This window comes from Caulobacter sp. P4_E5 (assembly GCF_056401555.1).
The window spans coordinates 1-13,746 of sequence record NZ_JBFUJD010000011.1 but is presented as its reverse complement, the minus strand read 5'-3'; the positions used below and the strand labels follow the sequence as shown (position 1 = coordinate 13,746).

Below are 13,746 nucleotides of genomic sequence, written 5' to 3'. Positions count from 1 at the left end.
AATATGCGGACAGGCGCTTGGCCGCTGACAGGGAGGAATTGCGAATGACCGAGAACGCCAGCCTTTCGCGGCGAGATTGGATGGCGTCGGCGGCCGCCCTCGCCGGGACATTGATCGCCTCAAGTCCCGCCTTCGCGAAGCAGACGGACGCCCGGACACCGATCATCCAGACGACGAACGGCCCGGTGCGCGGCCGAGTCGAGGATGGCGTGCACACGTTCCGAGGCGTCCGCTACGGCGCGCCGCCGGTCGGCCAACTCCGCTTCCGCCCGCCGCGACCGCCCCAGAAGTGGTCGAAGGTCTTCGAGGCCGATACGTTCGGGGCCGCGGCCATGCAGTCGCCCGGTCCGGACGCGCCGCCCTCGGAGGTCCACAGCGAGGACTGCCTGTTCCTGAACGTATGGGCTCCGGCCCCAGGCCCGACCCCGGCGAAGCGTCCGGTGATGGTGTGGCTGCACGGCGGCGCTTTCGCGGAAGGCGCGGCGGGACGTCCCACCTACTACGGTGACCATTTCGCCCGCGACGGCGTCGTGCTGGTCTCGATCAATCACCGCCTGAACGTCTTCGGTTTCACCCAGCTGCCCGACAGCTGGGGCCCGGCCTACAGGCAGTCGGGCTTGGCGGGCATGCTGGACATCGTCCAGGCGCTGCAATGGGTGAAGGCCAATATCGCCCGGTTCGGCGGGGATCCGGACAACGTCACGATCTTCGGCGAGAGCGGCGGCGGCGCGAAGGTGTCGCTGCTGCTGGGCATGCCGCCCGCCAAGGGCCTGTTCCACCGCGCCATCATCCAGAGCGGCGCCGGTCTTACCGCCGCCCCTCGCGCCTACGCCCAGGCCCTGGGCGGCGCCTTGACCGAGACCCTTGGCGTCAAGCCCGGCGACGTGGCCGCCCTGGCCGCCCTCGACGCCAAGACGATCTTCGACAGTCAGAAGGCGGCCATCGAGAAGGTCAAAGGCGCGGCGGTGAAGGGCTTCCTGACCGACGGCTTCGTGCCCAGCATCGACGGCCAGGCGCTGCCGCGCGGTCCATTCATGCCGCAGGCCCAGCCTTGGATCGCCGACGTGCCGCTGCTGATCGGCACCAATCGCGACGAGATGACCCTGTTCCTGGCCGCCTCGCCCGCCATCGCCAATCAGACCGACGCGGACTTCGAAAGGGCCGCGCGCGAAGTCTATCCCGCCAAGGCCGACCAGGTGATCGCCGCCCTGCGCGCCGCCCATCCGGGCGCCACGCCCGGCGACCTGACGATCGCCCTACAGACGGCCAAGGCGTTCTGGATCGACTCGATCACCCTGGCCGAACGCAAGCTCAAGCAACCCGCGCCCGTCTGGATGTACCGGATGGACTGGGACAGGTCCCCGGCCATGGGCGGCAAGCTGAAGGCTAGTCACGCCATGGAGCTCTCGTTCGTGTTCGGAACGCATGAGAACATCCGCTTTTTCGTGGGCCCCGGCGACGGTCCGACGCGAATGGCCGCTCAGATGCATCCCGCCTGGGTCGCCTTCGCCAAGACCGGCGATCCCCAAACCGCGAACCTGCCGGCCTGGCCGCGCTATGACCTGGCCAAGCGCCAGACGATGATCTTCAACCTGGAAAGCAAGGTGCAAAGCGATCCGCAAGGAGACCTGCGCCGCCTGATCGGCGCCTAGCGCGCTCGCTCCTTCCGAAACGAGGCGGGAGACGGCCGACGCCGCTCCCGCCTTTTTCGTCACCCCTATTTGGCGACCGTCACGACGACGTGAACATAGCGGCTCAAGGCTGGCGCGCCGTCGTCGATCGCCTCGGCCAGGACATGGATGGTGTCACCCGGTTTGGCGTCCCCCGGCACGGTCAGGCGTGTCGACAGGCCTTCGGCCCCCGCGAGCACCACCTCGCCGGCATAGGTCCCGGCCCCAGGCCAAGCGCGCCAGCGGACGACGATCTTGTCATGGTCAGGATCACTGACCGCGGCGGCCAGGTTCACGACCTGGCCCGGCCGCGCGCTGACCAACCGCGAACCCTGGAGCGCGATCCTGGGATTGTGGTTGGCGTCGGCGTAGCGCGGCGTCGTGGCCCAGACGAAGCGAGCGGCCAAGTCCCGCTGGGCTGGCGCCATGAACGGGTGGGTCGGCGCGCGCGCGAAGGCCGGGGGCTTGCCCGAGGCGACCGCCGAGAGGTTGGCGCTCATCTCGCCCGAGATCGCCGAACGTCCCGTGCTGGCATGGCCGCCCCACCCGCCGTAGGTCTCGGCGCGGTAGCCGTCCAGTCCGTTGTCGACCAGGTTCAGGAAGGTGCCGGTGTCGCCCTCACCGATGAAGGAGCCCGACTCCTCGACCGGCGACCAGACGATGTAGCCCTCCGCCTTCAGCTGGTCGCGGCTTTTACCCGGGACGCCGAAATAGTCGAAGATGTCGCCCTTCACCATCTGCCGCCCGTCGCCCCAGACACGGTAGAACGCGCCCAGCGGGCCGCGTGAGGAGATGTTCTTCCGGGTCCAATCGACGCCGAGAAAGACCGCGTCCTCTTCGCTGACCGTGCGCTGCGACAGATAGCTCAGCGACAGCCCGTCGGCCGGCTCCATGTAGCGGATCTCGGGCCAATGGGGCTTGATGTACTTGGCGTAGGTGTCGTCCTGGTCGCCGGACGGATGGATGACGGCCTTGCGGATCACCTTGGCGCGGATCGCCGGCCATCGCGGCGCGCCCTGGTACTGGTCCTCGATGGACTTCAGGGCCCGGGCGATCGTGCTCTGACCGCCCCAGGCGTGCAGGTAGATCGGCGCCTCCTCGTCATCCAGCAGCAGGGCCTTGATCAGGTTCGAGCCGCCGGTGTCCTTGTCCATCTCGCCGTCGAAATCGACATTGCCCCAGCGCACCTTCGCCCGCAGCGCGGCGGGCGTCGGATAGGCGCGATCGTGCACGCGCAGATTCGGATAGGCCTTGGCGTAGACGTCGAGCGCGTCGTCGATGAAGCGCTCCTTCGGATCCCAGCGCCAGGACGTACAGGGACAGATCTCGCGGCCTACCCGGGTGTATTCTCGCCCGGCGATGAAGCCCTTCGTGCCCTTGCCGTCGCCTTTCCAGTGGAACTGGCTGCTGGCGTAGATCAGTCCTTCGGTGCGGAAACTCGGCGCGTAGAGCAGGTAGCGGACCAGGGAGTTGGAGTCGTCCAGTTCCGGGTCGGCCGTGATGACGACGCGAGGCTTGGCGCCAAGCGGGGTTTCGAGATAGCGCGGCGGGACCTTGACGGGCGCCTTGCCGGCCATCGCGCAGGATGGAGCGGCTGTCAGCGCCGCGCAGAGGCCGACCACCGCTAGCGCCGCGGCTTTCGAACGTCTCCCCATGGCGTCTCCCTTCGTTTTTCGTTTGGCCAGTTTCGAACCGGCCCTCCTCGAGGGCGTACCATGCCCACCGATGCGACGCATCGCTAAATATCGTTGTTTATTTTCGTTTGCTTTCGATTTTCCGAGCCTCTGGCGCCATCGACGCCCAAGCGCTGCCTCGCCGCTCTGAACCTTCTGTCCGATGCTTCCACGCGAGTGGGCTGATTTGCGGCGATTTGCGCCAGAGGCGGACATTGAGCCGAGTCCGAAGACCAGACCGTCGAGCACCCTGCTCGTCTAGCGCGCCGGCGGTGAAAAGGCGGGCGTCCGAAAGGCGACCGGAGGAAGTTCGGCGTCGACAGGCAAGTCACCGATGGCCCCGGTGCGCAGGAACGCGATGACGGCCTCACGCACCGCTGGATCATGTTCGAACAAGGGCTCGCGAGCATGGTGGACGCCGCGATGCACGAGGATCGCGTGCCCGTTGGGGAAATAGGGCAGAAGCCCCAGCGTATTGTCGATCGGCGTGGAGATGTCCCAATCGCCGTGGATGAAAACCACCGGCGTCCGGTTGAGCACCGGCTTGCGCAAGGCGTCGTCGACATCGGGCGTGGGCCAAGCCGAGGCGGAGGCGAGCACGGCCTCGAAATCCCAGAAGCCGAGGATTTCGGCGGCCGGATCGGTCCAGAGCCGGTAGCCCCGCGCGGGCGACACCCCGAGACTACTGTCGATCAGCGGCTCGATCAGACGCAAGGCGCCCTCCGCGCCTCGCCGCGACGCGATCGTCTCCAAGGCCCAATCCTCGTAGCGGCCGTAGTACAGCGAGAGCACGAAAGCCGGCCAATCGGCGGGTGGCCGGCGCAATGACGCCTGCAGGTCGCCAAGGCCGAGCGCGACGCTTACGGGCGCGCCAGTGGTCGGATCGGCGACGGTCACCTTGACCGGCGCGTCGGCGAAACGGGCGCGGAGGTCCTTCAGCGCGGCCATCAAGCCGCCAAGCGGCAGATACGGCTTCAGGGCCGGATCCTGGTCAGCCTCGAAGGCCAGGCGCTGGAATGACGCCAGCACCTGGCTTGGCATGTCGAACGCCGCGTCCAGCGGCTCGACGCCCGACAAGACGGCGCGGGCGACGATGTCGGGATGAAGTCGCATCACGGCCAGCGACCACTGCGAACCAAAGCTCTGCCCAGACAAAGAGATCGTCCTGTAGCCCAGGGCCCGGCGCAGATCGTTCACGTCCTCGGCGCACTGCACGACCGTGTAGCCGGCAAGGTCCTTGTCGGGATTTGCCGCCCGCGCCGCCTTGGCCAGAGCGACCATGTCGTCGATCTCGGCCGAGCGCGAGCGCGGCCGGCCGAGCGGCTGATCGGAGACGGGCTGTTCCAGCATGTCGCCCTGGCGAGACCACCCGCGTTGATYGACAACGACCACGTCGGCCGCCTCGGCGTAGACGAGCAGTTCGGCCAGGCGAGACCGCGCGGCCGCGTCTTGGTCGGTGAAGGCGTTGAGATAGCTTCGCCCAGGGCCACCGGGCAGAATGAAGATCGGTGGCGCGTTCGACGGTCGCGCAGCCTTGAGCCGGGCGAAACCCACCCCGATCGGCCGGCTGTTGGGGGCGGCGCGGTTCTCGGGGACGTACAGGGTTCCAATTTCGTAGGTGATCGAGGGGCCGCCTTCGCGTGTGGCGGTCCCCGTCGTCAAAGCGATCTCGCCCACGCGGTGAGCGGCGGCCGCGGCCGGACCGCAGACCGCCATGGCCGCGCTCAGACCGAGGATCAGCAATCGGCCCAGCCGACCGAACTTCGTTTTCATGGATGATCCCTCTCGTGCAAAGCTACTGAGGGAAGGCCGTCGGCCGGGCGATGCGTGGGATAAAGGCTTGATCGGCGAACGACCCATAAGCACCGGCGAACGTCCCGGCGGGAACGCGATCCAGACCATCGTGCTCGTCTTGGCGGTTTGCCTTGGCTTGGCCCAGCCGGCCTATGCGAAGGCGGCTGGATCGGCGTGGAGCCTCTGCGCCTTCGCCTCGCAGGCCCGCGACTGCCGCCCCATCGTCAAGCCCCGCCTCGAACCGGGCGCGCCGATCACCACCCTGACGCGGCTTTACCGACCACCGATGGCGGGCGCGGAGACCGTGGTCCGGATCCAGGCCATGGCGTCCTCGGAGGTCTGGTGGAACGGCGCGCTGCTGGGCCGCAACGGCCGCGTGGGCGCCGATCCCGCGGCCGAACGCCCAGGACGCTTCACCGCCGAGTTCATCGTACCGTCCGCCTGGGTGCGAGCCGACCAAAACCGCGTCACCGTGAGGCTGTCGGCGCAACACCTGTGGCCCCCCGTCGCCAGCGCCGTGCATGTCCTGGACGTCGGCCCCCGCCAGGATCCGCTGCGCGACCTGGTCAGGCGCTATCTCCCGACCTTGGGCATGATGGGCCTGATCGCCTTGGCGTTCGGCCACGCCATCGGCCTGGCCTGGCGCGACGACGACCAGGAGGCTTGGCTGATCGCCGCGCTCGCGGGGACAGTCCTGACCCAGGCGGCCTTCGAGGCCAGCAGGCTGCTGGTCAACTATCCCTACCCTTTCCACACCCCGCGGCTGGCGGCGATCGCCGGCTTGGCGGCCGTCACGAGCGTGCTGACGGCGCGGATCGCGGCGAACCGCTTCGCCAGCGCCTGGCGGAACTCGGTGACCGCGGTGACGGCGGCCCTGGCCGTCGCGGCCCTCGTCCTGTCACCGCCTTATGACGACAAGGCGGTTGGAGCGATGATCGTGGGCGCGACAATGGCGTTGGGCTGCGCGGGCTGGGGCGTAGTTCGTCGAATTCCCGGCGCGCGCGCGGCGTTCGTTGCGTTCGGATTGGTGATCGTCGCGGCCTCGCTCGACGGCGGGCTCTTCCTCGATGCGGGCTGCTATCTGGCGTTCGCCGCCGCCTTTTCATGGCGCTTCGCCGCCGACGCGATCGCCTTGCGTCAGTCGAAGGCCGCGGAACTCGACCTGCGGGGACGAACCCTCGCGGCCGAGACGGCGCTGGAGCGCGCACACGGGGCCCGAGCCGCGACGGAGCCGCTCGTGATCCGAGATGGCGCGCGCCTCCATCGGATCGCGCCGAGCAAGATCGCCTACCTGAAGGCTTGCGACGACTATGTCGAAGTCTGTCAGCAAGACGGCCGCCGCCTGCTCGCGCCGGGCGGTCTCGCCGCGATGCTGGGGCGCCTGCCGCCTGGGTTCGAGCGGGTCCATCGCGGCTACGTCGTCAACCTCGCGTGTGTCGTCGCTATCGAGCGCGATGCGGGCGGACGGCGAACCGTGCTGCTCCAGGGGGGCGAACGACTTCCGGTAGGACGTAAGCACGCCAGCGTCCTGTCGAGCCTGTCCGCACCCGCGCCGCGCCGGGAGCTTGGCCGAGCGGAAGTTTCCTAGCGTCGTGAAAGTTCGCTTGCTCGATAGGGAGCGGGGACGCGAACAGCGCGCGCCTAAGGTCAAGCTACTAACGCACACGTGTTTTGAGGCCGCGCCGCCGGAACGACAGGATGGCGCAAACGAGGACGGGAAGCCCAAGATGATCGAACGGACGTTCCAGCCCGGCGAACAGGTGCTGCGCACCGGCGTCAACCTGCCCCATCTGGGCGTCTTCAGCGGCCAGGTCTACGAGGTCGAGGACTTCGAGCGTCATCATGCCGAAGGCCTCTATGTCCGCGGCGTGCCCGAGGGCCTGGATCCGGGCAGCTTCCAGCCGATCGAGGCGTGAGGGCCGCCAAGGTCGCCGCCGCATGCGCGGCGACATCCATTGGGCGAGCCGGAAACAGGTCGTTCAGGCCGCGGCCCGATGCGGCATTCAGCATTTTGAGCCCACACAAGCGGGCTCGGCTTGGGCAGCCTACGTTCCGGGCGAGAATCCGGACAAGGGTCCGAGGGGGGACTGCATCTACGCTGACCTCAAGAGTCGGGGGCTAACAGCAACGCGCTGACGCCCGCTCCCACCTTTGCGGTCGATCGTTTGGTCAGCCTGGCGCGGGCATTTTGGGTCGACTACCCGACTGCTCCGGCGGTCGTGGCAAATTGCCGCGCTGCCATAGGTTGTCTCATTTACCTTAATTTAAGGCCGGCGCGGTCAAAGTTCCCCAAGCGAATATTTCGTATAACGACGAAATATATTTGCTTGGGGCGGTGCTTATTGTCTGTCGTCGAATCTAAATCGATATCGTTCGCCGGGGAGGTGACGATTTCGAACATTGGTCAAGCTCACGAGCAGCTTGGCGCCTTGCTGCGCGAGCGGAAGGCCGTGATCATCGACATCGAAGACCTCACCGAGACCGATCTAACCTTCATACAACTCTTAGAATCCGCGCGCCGCAAGGCGAGCGAAATCGGTGTCGGCTTCTCGCTCAACCAGCCGGCCACCGGGTCTCTACTCGAAGTCCTGCGGCGCGGTGGGTTCCTCGACGACGAAGCTTCCGACCGCGCCACCTTCTGGCTTCAAGGGGCAGCCCAATGACCGCGATCCTTACCGTCGACGATTCCGCCAGCATCCGTCAGGCGATCAAGATCGCCCTCAGCGGCGAGGGCTACAGCGTCACCGAGGCCGTCAACGGCCAGGACGGCCTGGACAAGGGCAGCGCCGGCGGCTTCGACCTGATCGTCACCGACCTGAACATGCCCGTGATGGACGGCCTGGCGATGATCCGCGAGCTGCGCAAGCGCCCGGCCGGAGCCGGCGTGCCGATCCTGTTCCTGACCACCGAATCCGACGCCGAGATCAAGGCGCAAGCCAAGGCCGCCGGCGCGACCGGCTGGCTGACCAAACCCTTCGACCCCGAGCAGCTGGTCCGGGTCGTCAAGAAAGTCCTCGCCAAGTGAGCGGCCTCGATCCCATCGAGACATTCCGCCAGGAAGCCCAGGATCTGCTGGAGGAGATCGAGCAGGGCCTGCTCGACCTAGCTCATCGTCCCGGGGATCGAGACCTGGTCGACGCGGTGTTCCGCGGCCTCCACACCCTGAAGGGCTCGGGGGCGATGTTCGGCTTCGACGCCTTGGCCGCCTTCACCCATCACTGCGAAACAGCCTTCGACCGCGTCCGCAAGGGCGAGGTCGCCGCCACGCCAGAGCTGGTCGGCGCGGTGCTGGCCGCCCAGGATCACATGCGCGCCCTGGCCGAGGGCCGCCCCGCTTCGGAAGCTGCCGGCGAGACGCTGCTGACCGAGCTGCGCCGTGTGGTCGAGCGCGCCGGAAATCCGGCCGCCGCCGTCGAAGCCGCGCCCGTCGAGCCGGACCTCAATACCTGGCGCGTGAAGTTTAGCCTGCCGGCCGACGCCTTGGTCAACGGCACCCGCCCCCTGCCCCTGCTCGACGAGCTGCGGGAGCTGGGCGAGTGCACGGTGATCGCGCTGACCGACGCCGTCCCCGACTTCGACGCCCTGGTTCCGACCGAGTGTCACCTGGCCTGGGAAGTGACCCTGGTCACCAAGCACGGCCGCGACGCCATCGAGGACGTCTTCATCTTCGTGATCGACGACATGACCCTGGACATCCAGGACATGAACGCCGCGCCGGCCCCTATCGAGGCCGCTCTAGAAGCCACCGAGACCGTCGCGACGCCGCAAGCGGTCGCGACCCAGGCCGAGGCCGCCAACGAGGGTCGCGCCAAGACCGGCGGCGACACCGTGCGCGTGCCCGCCGAGCGCCTGGACGAGATGATGGATCGGGTCGGCGAGTTGGTCATCGCTCAGTCACGCCTCAAGCAACTGGCCGCCAGTAGCAGCGACATCGCCCTGCGCGCCGTCGCCGAGGAGATCGAACGCTTGGCCTCGGAAATGCGCGACACCATGATGGTCGTCCGCATGGTGCCGATCGCCCAGCTGTTCGGCCGCTTCCGCCGCCTGATTCACGACCTGGCCCGCGACACCGGCAAGACGATCGAGCTCTCGACCGAGGGCGAGGCGACCGAGCTGGACAAGACGGTGATCGAGCGCCTGGCCGATCCGCTGATCCACCTGATCCGCAACGCCGCCGACCATGGCCTTGAAACGCCCGAGCAACGCCTGGCCGCCGGCAAGCCGGAAACGGGCCACGTGATCCTGGCCGCGCGCCAGTCCGGCGCCGAGGTCGTGATCACCATCACCGACGACGGCAGAGGCGTCGACCGAGCGCGGGTCCGCGCCAAGGCCGAGGAGAACGGCCTGATCCAGCCGGGCCAGGTGCTGAGCGACAACGAACTGCTGCAGCTGATCTTCGCGCCCGGCTTTTCGACCGCGGCGGCGATCACCAATCTTTCAGGCCGCGGCGTCGGCATGGACGTCGTCAAGAGGACCATCGAGGGCCTGCGCGGCGCGATCGAACTGACCAGCACGCCTGGCCAAGGTTCGGTCGTCTCGCTGCGCATTCCGTTGACCCTGGCGATCATCGACGGCCTGCTCGTGCGGGTCGGGACTAGCCGCTACGTCATCCCGCTGGGCTCGGTCGAGGAGTGCGTGGAGCTGTCGGTCGAGCAGGACGCGCGCTCGGCGGGCCGCTGCCTGATCACCCTGCGCGACCAGCTAGTGCCGTTCATCCGCCTGCGGCAGATGTTCGCCACGGGCCTGGCGCCCGACGCCCACCAGAAGATCGTCGTGGTGTCGACCGGGCAGGAACGCGTGGGTCTGGTTGTCGACCAGATCCTCGGCGACCACCAGACCGTCATTAAGGCGTTGTCGGGCTTCCACGCCGAGGTCGGCGCCTTCTCCGGCGCGACCATCCTGGGCGACGGCGGCGTCGCCCTGATCCTCGATATCGGCCATCTGGTGGCGGCCGGCCAACGTCCCGACGCGCAGCTGCGCGTCGCCAGCTGATGAGGGTCCCGACCATGAACACCGAGCCTTCCGGCGATCCGATCGAGGCCCTGACCTTCGACCTGCGCGGCGAGACCTTCGCCCTGGAGGCCGGCCTGGTGCGCGAGGTGCTGGACCTGCTGCCGGAGACCGGCGTGCCCGGCGCGCCGCCGTTCGTCAACGCCGTGATCAATTTCCGCGGCCGGATCATCCCCCTGGTCGACCTGCGCGTGGCCTTCGACATGGGGGCCGCCGAGCCGACCATCGACAGCCGCATCGTGGTCATCGAGCACGACCTGGACGGCGAGCCRACCTTGATCGGCCTCCGCGCCGACAAGGTCCACGAGGTCACCACCATCGACCGCGCCGTCACCGAGGAGGCCCCTCGCGTGGGCCTGCAGTGGCGTGCCGACTTCATCCGATTGCTGGCCCGCCGGGACGGTGACGTGATCGTCATCCCCGACCTGGACCAGATCTTCGCCGCGCGCGGCCAATCGACCGCCACCGTCACGCCCTTCAACGCGCTCCAAGCCTGAGCCGGGACCTCACCATGCGTTTCACGATCAAACTCAAGCTCGGCATCGCCTTTGGCCTGGTCATCGCCCTGATGACCGCCTCGACCCTGTTCGGCATCAGTGCGCTGGGCAAGATCAACACCGCTCAGACGGCGATGATCAAGGGCCCGGCGGCCCAACTTCAGCGCGCTCAGTCCGCCAACATCGCCCTGCTTCAGGTCACGCGGGCGCAGAAGAACATGGCCCTGGCCGACGACAACGAAGAGCTGCATGGCCAGAACGAAAAGGCCGACAAGCAGCGCAGGATCGTCCAGTCGCTGGTCGACGAAGGCGTGGCCAAGGCGACGACGCCGGAAGCCAAGACCAAGTGGGTCGCCCTTGAGCAGGACTGGGAAAGCTACGCCGCCATGGATCTGACGATGCGGGCGGCCATGATGAACGGCCGTCGCGCCGAGGCCGTGACCATGATGCAGACCGTGCAGCGTCCGGTGACCAACGCCGTGTCGCAACGGGTCGAGGATCTCGTCGCCTACAACGTCCAGCGCCTGGCGCTTGCCGACGAGGAAGGCAACCAGACCTACGCTACCGCGCGCAACTTCCTGATCGCCGTCATCATCGGCTCGCTGCTGATCGCCGCCACGGCCGCGACCTGGATCGCCCTCACCATCAGCAAGGGCCTGGGCAAGGTCGCCGACCTGGCCAACGCCGTCGCCCTGGGCGACCTGGACCAGCGGGTCAACATCACGACCAACGACGAGATCAAGGACTTGGTCGACACGGTCAACCGCATGACCGAGAACCTCCGCGCCACCGCCGCGGTCGCTGACAAGGTCGCCGATGGCGACCTGACTGTCGAAACCAAGCCGCTCTCCGACAAGGACGCTCTGGGCATCGCCCTGCAGCGCATGGTCGAGCGCCTGCGTGGCGTGGTCTCCGACGCGATCTCGGCCTCGGACAACGTCTCGGCGGGCAGCCAGGAACTGTCGGCCGCCTCGGAACAGGTCAGCCAGGGCGCCACCGAACAGGCCTCCTCGGCCGAAGAGGCCTCGGCCTCCATGGAAGAGATGGCCGCCAACATCAAGCAGAACGCCGACAACGCCGCCCAGACCGAGAAGATCGCCCGCCAGTCGGCCCAGGACGCCGAGCTCTCGGGCGAGGCTGTCAACCGCGCCGTCGACGCCATGCGCACGATCGCCGAGAAGATCGCCATCGTGCAGGAGATCGCTCGCCAGACCGATCTGCTGGCCCTGAACGCCGCCGTCGAGGCCGCCCGGGCTGGCGAGCACGGCCGTGGTTTCGCCGTCGTCGCCTCGGAAGTGCGCAAGCTGGCCGAGCGGTCGCAAACCGCCGCCACCGAGATCAGCGCGGTCTCGTCGGACACCGTCAAGGCGGCCCAATCGGCCGGCGAGATGCTGACCACCCTGGTGCCCAATATCCGCCGGACCGCCGAACTGGTCGCCGAGATCAGCGCCGCCTGCCGCGAGCAGGACATCGGCTCCAGCCAAATCAACGAAGCCATCCAGCAGCTGGACAAGGTCACCCAGCAGAACGCCTCGGCGTCCGAGCAGATGTCGGCGACTTCCGAGGAACTGGCCGCTCAGGCCGAAGAGCTGCAGACCTCGATCGCCTATTTCCGCCTGTCGAACAACGGACAGGGCGCGCGCAAGCCGGCCCCGGTCGTGCGCCTGCCCGCCCGCGCCGCCAAGGCGGCGCCGACGAAGATCCCGGCACGCAAGGCTCCGCGCGCCGTCGCCGTCCAGCAGGCCCGGGCCCAGGGCTTCGCCCTTGACCTGAGCCAGGGCGGCCCGGACGCCGACGACCGCGAATTCACCGAATACTGAACCCGACAGCGACCAGTTTCCGATCGCGCCAGAGGACCCGGACCATGCGCTTTACGATAAAATTGCAGCTCGGCCTCGCCTTTGGCCTGATCATCGCCCTGCTTTTGACGGCGACCCTGTTCGGCGTCAGCAGTCTGTCCGCGACCAACCGCGACTTGAACGCGATGGTCGAGGGGCCGGCCGTGCGCCTTCAGGTCGCGCAGGAGCTAAACATCCACATGCTCAATGTGGTCCGGTTCGAGAAGAACATGGTCCTGGTCGACACGGTCGAGGATGTAAAGGCCCTCGAGGAGTCGATCGAACGGGAGAAGCACGCTTTCGACACCCTGCTGACCAAGGCCGAGGGCTTGGCCACGGCCGCGGGCAAACCCAAGTGGGAGGCCCTTGGCGGCGCTTGGGAGCGCCTGATCGCCTCGCATGAACGGGTCTATGCCTTGGCGGTCGCCAACAACGATGCGGCCGCCGCCGCGGTCTCGATGGGCGACGGCCGCAAGGCCGTCACCGAGGCCTCCACCCAGGTGCAAGAGCTGGTGGAGCTGTCGCAGGCCCAGATGACCGCCGCCACCGAGGAAGCCGACGCCGACTTCGCCAAGGTCCGCAACAGCCTGATCGTTCTGGCCGCCGTGTCGCTGCTGATCGCCGTGGGCGCGGCCCTCTACATCTCTTTGGCGGTCAGCAAGGGCCTCGAACGCGCTTCGGACGCGGTTCGCGCGGTGGCCGACGGCGATCTGACCAAAACCGTCGACATCACCACCAAGGACGAGATCGGCGACCTGCTGGGCCATGTGAACGTCATGATCGAGCGCCTGCGCGGCGTGGTCTCCGACGCGATCTCGGCCTCGGAGAACGTCTCGGCGGGCAGCCAGGAACTGTCGGCCGCCTCGGAACAGGTCAGCCAGGGCGCTACCGAGCAGGCCTCGTCGGCCGAAGAGGCCTCGGCCTCGATGGAAGAGATGGCCTCGAACATCAAGCAAAACGCCGACAACGCCGCCCAGACCGAGAAGATCGCCCGTCAGTCGGCCCAGGACGCCGAAGTCTCGGGCCAGGCCGTGGCCAAGGCGGTCGACGCCATGCAGACGATCGCCGAGAAGATCACCATCGTGCAGGAGATCGCTCGCCAGACCGATCTGCTGGCCCTGAATGCGGCCGTCGAGGCCGCCCGGGCCGGCGAGCACGGTCGCGGCTTCGCCGTCGTCGCCTCGGAAGTCCGCAAGCTGGCCGAGCGGTCGCAGACCGCCGCCACCGAGATCGGCGCGGTGTCCTCGGAAACGGTCAAGGCCGC

The 13,746-nt window shown here is 67.8% G+C and carries 11 protein-coding genes; 9 read left to right on the top strand and 2 right to left on the bottom strand.

Annotated elements, in window-relative coordinates:
* Positions 1 to 44: 44 nt before the first annotated feature.
* Positions 45 to 1,652 carry a carboxylesterase/lipase family protein gene (locus AC1DSO_RS05465; protein ID WP_477067884.1) on the top strand — a complete coding sequence of 536 codons (1,608 nt, stop codon included), beginning with the start codon at positions 45 to 47 and terminating at the stop codon, positions 1,650 to 1,652.
* A gap of 65 nt (positions 1,653 to 1,717) precedes the next feature.
* Here the strand turns inward: AC1DSO_RS05465 and AC1DSO_RS05460 are convergent, their stop codons facing one another.
* Both AC1DSO_RS05460 and AC1DSO_RS05455 read right to left on the bottom strand, forming a co-directional pair.
* Positions 1,718 to 3,325 (bottom strand): DUF1593 domain-containing protein, encoded by a 1,608-nt coding sequence (locus tag AC1DSO_RS05460; RefSeq protein WP_477067883.1) that lies wholly within the window; start codon positions 3,323 to 3,325, stop codon positions 1,718 to 1,720.
* A gap of 276 nt (positions 3,326 to 3,601) precedes the next feature.
* Complete coding sequence (locus tag AC1DSO_RS05455; RefSeq protein WP_477067882.1) at positions 3,602 to 5,116, bottom strand: alpha/beta hydrolase; 1,515 nt, start codon at positions 5,114 to 5,116, stop codon at positions 3,602 to 3,604.
* A 67-nt stretch (positions 5,117 to 5,183) separates the two neighbouring features.
* Here AC1DSO_RS05455 and AC1DSO_RS05450 point away from each other — a divergent pair, with 67 nt between their 5' ends.
* The 8 genes from AC1DSO_RS05450 to AC1DSO_RS05415 all read left to right on the top strand — a co-directional run.
* The gene (locus tag AC1DSO_RS05450) at positions 5,184 to 6,725 is read left to right on the top strand and encodes a LytR/AlgR family response regulator transcription factor (protein WP_477067881.1); all 1,542 of its coding nucleotides are present in this window, start codon (positions 5,184 to 5,186) and stop codon (positions 6,723 to 6,725) included.
* Between the two features lie 139 nt (positions 6,726 to 6,864).
* Positions 6,865 to 7,053 carry a hypothetical protein gene (locus AC1DSO_RS05445; RefSeq protein ID WP_477067880.1) on the top strand — a complete coding sequence of 63 codons (189 nt, stop codon included), beginning with the start codon at positions 6,865 to 6,867 and terminating at the stop codon, positions 7,051 to 7,053.
* Between the two features lie 426 nt (positions 7,054 to 7,479).
* Complete coding sequence (locus tag AC1DSO_RS05440) at positions 7,480 to 7,800, top strand: STAS domain-containing protein (protein WP_477067879.1); 321 nt, start codon at positions 7,480 to 7,482, stop codon at positions 7,798 to 7,800.
* Positions 7,797 to 8,162, top strand: coding sequence for a response regulator (locus AC1DSO_RS05435; protein WP_047413621.1), 366 nt, complete (start codon positions 7,797 to 7,799; stop codon positions 8,160 to 8,162). Before AC1DSO_RS05440 ends, AC1DSO_RS05435 begins: the two co-directional genes overlap by 4 nt.
* Positions 8,159 to 10,129: a chemotaxis protein CheA gene (locus AC1DSO_RS05430; protein ID WP_477067878.1), complete on the top strand. Its 1,971-nt coding sequence runs from the start codon at positions 8,159 to 8,161 to the stop codon at positions 10,127 to 10,129. The genes AC1DSO_RS05435 and AC1DSO_RS05430 overlap by 4 nt, the downstream gene beginning before the upstream one ends.
* Before the next feature lie 14 nt (positions 10,130 to 10,143).
* Entirely contained in the window at positions 10,144 to 10,644 is a 501-nt protein-coding gene (locus tag AC1DSO_RS05425) for a chemotaxis protein CheW (protein WP_477067877.1), read from the top strand.
* Positions 10,645 to 10,658: 14 nt separating this feature from the next.
* Positions 10,659 to 12,464 (top strand): methyl-accepting chemotaxis protein, encoded by a 1,806-nt coding sequence (locus AC1DSO_RS05420; protein ID WP_477067876.1) that lies wholly within the window; start codon positions 10,659 to 10,661, stop codon positions 12,462 to 12,464.
* A gap of 44 nt (positions 12,465 to 12,508) precedes the next feature.
* Positions 12,509 to 13,746 (top strand): methyl-accepting chemotaxis protein (locus AC1DSO_RS05415; protein WP_477067875.1); only part of this gene is annotated, 1,238 nt, incomplete at its 3' end.

What these genes read in the sequence shown, in the direction of transcription:
- AC1DSO_RS05465 (WP_477067884.1), top strand. Translation starts at nt 45, where the DNA reads ATGACCGAGAACGCCAGCCTTTCGCGGCGAGATTGGATGGCGTCGGCG.
- AC1DSO_RS05460 (WP_477067883.1), bottom strand. Translation starts at nt 3,325, where the DNA reads ATGGGGAGACGTTCGAAAGCCGCGGCGCTAGCGGTGGTCGGCCTCTGC.
- AC1DSO_RS05445 (WP_477067880.1), top strand. Translation starts at nt 6,865, where the DNA reads ATGATCGAACGGACGTTCCAGCCCGGCGAACAGGTGCTGCGCACCGGC.
- AC1DSO_RS05435 (WP_047413621.1), top strand. Translation starts at nt 7,797, where the DNA reads ATGACCGCGATCCTTACCGTCGACGATTCCGCCAGCATCCGTCAGGCG.
- AC1DSO_RS05420 (WP_477067876.1), top strand. Translation starts at nt 10,659, where the DNA reads ATGCGTTTCACGATCAAACTCAAGCTCGGCATCGCCTTTGGCCTGGTC.